The sequence below is a fragment of the Aquibium carbonis genome, assembly GCF_003970795.1.
In the GTDB taxonomy this organism is placed as follows: Bacteria; Pseudomonadota; Alphaproteobacteria; order Rhizobiales; family Rhizobiaceae; genus Aquibium; species Aquibium carbonis.
Genome location: NZ_RWKW01000154.1, coordinates 1 through 5,413, shown reverse-complemented (window position 1 = coordinate 5,413; position 5,413 = coordinate 1). Strand labels below are relative to the sequence as shown.

Genomic DNA, 5,413 nt, shown 5'->3' with positions numbered 1-5,413 from the left:
GGGCAGCCCGGCGCGCGGCGGCCGACCGGCGGCACCGTGCCGGGAATGGTCGCAAGACGCGTGCGCAACGCTTGCGCCCGGGCGATCGACGGCCGCGCGGCGAGCAGCCCCGCCGTGTAGGGATGGCGCGGCGCCGCGAGGATACCTCGGGTGGGGCCGCTCTCGACGATGTCGCCGCCATACATGACGATGACGCGCTCGGTTGCCCGCGCGACCACGCCAAGGTCGTGGCTGATGAGCAGCAGGCCCATGCCGCGCCTGCGCGTCAGATCGACCAGGAGATCGACGATGCGAACCGCCATGCTCGCGTCGAGGGCCGTCGTCGGCTCGTCCGCGATCAGGATCGCGGGATCGGCGGCCAGCGCCAGCGCGATCAGCACACGCTGTCGCTGGCCGCCCGACAGCTGATGCGGGAACTGCGACAGCCGCGCGCGCGGATCGGGAATGCCGACCTCCTCGAGAAGCGCGAGAACACGGCTTTCGGCCACGGCCCGGCCCAGCCCCTGGTGCAGGACGATCGGCTCGGCGAGAATCTGGCCGATCCGCCGCAGCGGGTTGAGCGCGCTCATCGGTTCCTGGAAGACCATCGCGACGTCCCGCCCGCGGTGCGACCGCCACCGCCGCTCGGACGCGTCCGCGAGTTCCGCGCCCGATAGGCGGATCGAGCCGGTCACCCGCGCCGTCTCCGGCGCCAGCCCGAGCAGGCTCGAGGCCAGCATGGACTTGCCGCAGCCCGATTCGCCGACGATGCCCACCCGCTCGCCGGCGGCCACCGAGAGGCTCGCCTCGCGCACCGCGTGCGCCTCGCCGAAGCGGATGGACAGCCGGTCGACCTCGAGCATGGCCCCGCGCTCCGTTCTATGGCCGCCGCGACAGGCGCGGATCGGTGATGTCGCGCAGGCCGTCGCCGAGCAGGTTGAAGCCGAGCACGGCGGCGACGATGCACAGGCCGGGATAGATCGCGAGCTGCGGCGCGAGATAGAGCAGCGTCTGCGCTTCCGACAGCATGCGCCCCCAGGAGGCCGCGGGTGGCTGGACGCCGAGGCCGAGATAGGACAGCGCCGCTTCGGCGAGGATGGCGACCGCGAACTCGATCGTCGCCTGCACGATGACGGGCGCCGCGATGTTGGGCAGGATGTGGTCGACCGTGATGGCGAAGCCGCCGCGGCCGGCGACCTGCGACGCCAGGGTGAATTCCCGGGTCCACACCTGGTTGGCCGCCGCCCGGGAGACGCGGGCGAAGACCGGGATGTTGATGAAGGCGATCGCGACGATGGCGTTGGTGAGCGAGGGGCCGAAGACGGCCGCCAGCATGATGGCGAACAGCAGGGCGGGAAAGGCGAAGCTGAAATCGGCGAGCCGCATGACCGCGTCTTCGACGATACCGCCGACCGCACTGGCGAAGAGGCCGAGCGCGGTGCCGATGGACCCGCCCAGAACGACCGCGACGAAGGCGATGGCGACCGACGTGCGCGCGCCCGCCATGAGCTGGGACACCAGGTCACGGCCAAGCTGGTCGGTGCCCAGCCAATGGTCCGCGCTCGGCCCCTGGAACCGGTTGGCGACGTCGATCGCCGCGAAGGGATGCGGGGTCCAGACGAGCGACAGGAGCGCCGCCGCGGTCATCAACGCCACCAGCGCGCCGCCGATGGCGAGGCTGACGGGCAAGGTGCGGCGCGCCGTCATGCCAGCCGCCCCCGCAGGCGCGGATCGATCAGGACGTAGAGGATGTCGACCACGAAATTGGCGGTGACGACGATGGCGGCGAACAGCAGCACCAGCGCCTGAACCGTCAGCAGGTCGCGGTTGCTGATCGCCTGGAAAATCAGCCGGCCGAGGCCCGGCAGGTAGAAGACGTTCTCGATGACGATGGTGCCGGTGACGACATTGGCGAACTGCATGCCGACGATGGTGACGACCGGCACCAGCGCGTTGGGCAGCACGTGGCGCCACAGGACGCGGCCGCGCGAGAGGCCGGTCGCGAGGGCCGTGCGGGTGAAGTCCAGCCGCAGCACCTCGAGCATCGACGAGCGGGTGACCCGGGCGAGCACCGCCGCCTGCACCAGCGCCAGCGCCACGGTGGGCAACACCAGCGCCCGGGCTGCCGCGGCCGGATCGCCCCAGCCGGGAAAGCCGCCCGGCGGCAGCCAGCGGAGCTTGACGGCGAACAGCAGCACGAGGAGCATCGACAACCAGAAGGCCGGGATCGCGATGCCGAGCTGGGACAGGGTCATGACACCCCAGTCACCGGGCTTACGGTGGTTGGAGCCGGCGAGCACGCCGAGCGCCAGCGCCAGGATCACGGTGAGAAGCGTGGCCGACAAGGCGAGCGCCAGGGTCAGCGGCAGGCGCTCGGCGATGAGCCCGGCAACGGGAACGCCGAAGGAGTGGCTTGTACCGAAATCGCCCTGAACCACGCCCGCGATCCACGAGACATAGCGATCGGCCAGAGGGGCGTTCAGGCCGAGCTGCTCGCGCAGCGCGGCCTGCGCGTCGGGCGTGGAATCGATCCCGAGGATCACCAGGACCGGATCGCCCGGCAGCACGTTCATGACCAGGAAGACGACGACGGAAACGGCAAGCAGGGTCGCCAGAAGACCCACCGTGCGCTTGGCGAGGAACAGAACCATTCGAGATCTTCAATCGGCCGGGGCGGCTCAGGCGACGGCGCCACCTTGCGCCGCCACCCGTGGCGCGATCGGCCTCAGCCGTTCCACTTCACCTGCGCCAGCGGCTGGAACAGCACCGGCGAGGACTTCCAGAAGCCGGAAAGCTCCTTGCGGACGACACCGAGCTTCGGCAGCTGGAACAGGAAGCCGTGCACGGCCTCCGAGGCGAGGAATTCCTGGCCCTGCTTCAAGAGCGCGTCGCGCTTTTCGGGGTCGGCCTCGGTCTTGATCTGGTCCCAGAGCGCGGTGAATTCCGGGTTGTCGTAGCCGTAGAAATAGCTCTTCCCGCGAGCGAAGTTGCCCATGTCGTTCGGCGACGTGTGGGCGATGATGGTCATGTCGTAGTTGAGGTTCTTGTAGATCTCCTCGAGCCAGAAGCCCCACTCGACATTCTCGACCTTGACGTCGAGCCCGGCCGCGGCGAGCTGCGCCTGGATGATTTCGGCCGAGCGCGTGGCATAGGGGAACGGGGGCACGCGCAAGGTCATCACGGTGCCGGCGGCCACGCCGGCTTCCGCGAGCAGTTCCTTCGCCCTGGCGACGTCGTGCGGGTACATGCCGGTCAGGTCGACATAGGCCTTGCCGTGCGGCGGATAGAAGCTGCCGATCGGGGTGGCCTGGCCGTACATCGCGCCGTCGATGATCGCCGTGCGGTCGAGCGCGTGGCTGATCGCCCGGCGCACGCGGACGTCGTCGAAAGGCGCCTTGGCGTTGTTCATCGCCATGATGACCTCGCCTTCGGTGCTGCCGATCTCGACGGCGAAGCGGTCATCGGCCTCGAACTGCGCCATCATTTCCGGCGCCGGGAAGCCCGGATAGGCGTCGAGCGTTTCCGACAGGAGCGCGGCGCTCGCCGCCGCCGGATCGGCGATGAACTGGAAGGTCACCTTTTCGAGCTGCACGTCGGCGGCATTGCGGTGCTCGGGATAACGGGCCAGCGTGAGGCGGTCGCCGCGGGTCCAGCTGTCATAGCGGAACGGACCGGTGCCGATCGGCGCTGTCTTGGCGAGCTCGACCGACTCGGGCGCGACGATGGACGCGTCGCCCTGCGCGAGATTGAACAGGAGGAAGGCATCGGGGCGGCTGAGCTTGAGTTCGACCGTGGCCGGATCGACCACGGTGACGGAGGCGATCGGCTCGAAGATGCTCTTGGACGGATTGACGCTGTCGGCGCCCATGGCCCGGTCGAAGGAGAACTTCACGTCGGCAGCGTCGAAGCTGGTGCCGTCATGGAAGGTCACCCCCTGCTCCAGGTCGAAGGTGTAGGTGAGGCCGTCGTCGGACACCGTCCAGCTCCTGGCCAGGCTCGGCACGACTTCGCCCTGTTCGGTCACCGAGGTCAGGGCCTCGAAGACGTTGTGGGTGAGCATGCCGTCGATCGAGGCCGTGGCATCGCTCGTGGGATCGAGCGTGGTCGGCTCCTGCTGCATGCCGATGACGATCGCGGTCTTCGACCAGGCCGGGAAGGCGGTCAGCAGCAGCGCTCCGAGCAGGGAGCCTGCGATGGCAGTCGAGCTGTTCATGGTTCTGCTCCGTCGTGAAAGAGATGGCTGCTCAATAGGCGGCGCGCATGTCGGTCGGATGACACGCATGCGGGCGCCGCCCCCCCGCTACGCCGGGTCGAACGCCAGGCGCCGCCAGGCATGGGACCGCGCCTTGCCGGGAAGCCCCCGCGACCGGTCGAGGCCTCGATGCTCGACGCGATCACGCGACTGGCGCGATGCCGACGGACCCGAAAATGCGGCGCCGTCATGCCACCGTTACGAAAGCCCCCTATCGCTGCCGGCCGAGGGAAGTGCGCCGCGGGCGCGAATGCACAGCTGTGCAAAGGCGAAATATGGACCAGAATGGCTTCGTCAGCGTCGAAGGACTGTCCGTGGGCTACGGATCGACGATGATTCTCGATGGGCTCGATCTGTCCATCCGCAAAGGCGAGTTCGTCGCCCTTCTGGGCTCATCGGGCTGCGGGAAGACGACGCTGCTGCGCGCCATAGCCGGGTTCGTGAAGCCAAGCGCCGGAGCCATCCGCGTCGACGGCGTCAACGTGACCCAGAGACCGCCGGACCGGCGCGGCATGGCGCTCGTCTTCCAGTCCTACGCGCTGTGGCCGCACATGACGGTCGGGCAGAACATCGGCTACGGGCTCAAGCTGCGCGGACTGCCGCGCGCCGACATCGATCGCCGCGTGGCCGACTTGCAGGACCTGCTCGGACTGGATGGTCTCGGCGAGCGCAAGCCGGCCGCCCTCTCGGGCGGGCAGCGCCAGCGGGTGGCGCTTGGCCGCGCGCTCGCCGTCGATCCCTCCATCCTGCTCCTCGACGAACCGTTGTCGAACCTCGACGCACGCATTCGCCTGAAGGTCCGCCACGACATCAGCGCCCTGCAGAAGCGGCTCGGGATCACGGCCGTGCACGTCACCCACGATCGCGAGGAAGCCATGGTGATGGCCGACCGGATCGTCATCCTGGACGCCGGCCGAATCGCCCAGCAGGGCGCGCCGGTGGACGTGTTCAACCGTCCGGCCTCGCCGTTCGTCGCCGCCTTCATGGGGGCGGAGAACGTGATCGCGCTGCGCGGCTCTGTCGGCGGCGGCTTGATTGCGATCGACGCCAGCGACGTCAACGCGAAGGCCGTGCTGCCGCTGGACGGGCGGGCCCTGAAAAGCGGTGGGTTCGAGGCCCGGTTCCGCACGGAGGGGGCGCAACTGATTGACCGCGAAGCCGCGGCGTCCGAGGCCGTCGACG

5 protein-coding genes are annotated in these 5,413 nt (G+C 69.2%); 1 reads left to right on the top strand and 4 read right to left on the bottom strand.

Annotated elements, in window-relative coordinates; translation table 11 throughout:
- From EJC49_RS25005 to EJC49_RS24990, 4 genes are all read right to left on the bottom strand, one after another.
- On the bottom strand, window positions 1–842 hold an 842-nt coding region (locus tag EJC49_RS25005), incomplete at its 3' end, for an ABC transporter ATP-binding protein (RefSeq protein ID WP_148106338.1).
- A gap of 16 nt (window positions 843–858) precedes the next feature.
- The gene (locus EJC49_RS25000; RefSeq protein WP_126702645.1) at window positions 859–1,686 is read right to left on the bottom strand and encodes an ABC transporter permease; all 828 of its coding nucleotides are present in this window, start codon (window positions 1,684–1,686) and stop codon (window positions 859–861) included.
- A complete protein-coding gene (locus tag EJC49_RS24995) occupies window positions 1,683–2,630 on the bottom strand; it encodes an ABC transporter permease (RefSeq protein ID WP_126702644.1) in 948 nt (315 codons plus the stop codon). The genes EJC49_RS25000 and EJC49_RS24995 overlap by 4 nt, the downstream gene beginning before the upstream one ends.
- A gap of 74 nt (window positions 2,631–2,704) precedes the next feature.
- Entirely contained in the window at window positions 2,705–4,192 is a 1,488-nt protein-coding gene (locus EJC49_RS24990; RefSeq protein ID WP_126702643.1) for an ABC transporter substrate-binding protein, read from the bottom strand.
- Window positions 4,193–4,506: 314 nt separating this feature from the next.
- On the opposite strand from EJC49_RS24990, the gene EJC49_RS24985 reads away from it, so the two are divergent.
- A partial coding sequence (locus EJC49_RS24985; protein ID WP_148106337.1) for an ABC transporter ATP-binding protein occupies window positions 4,507–5,413 on the top strand: 907 nt, incomplete at its 3' end.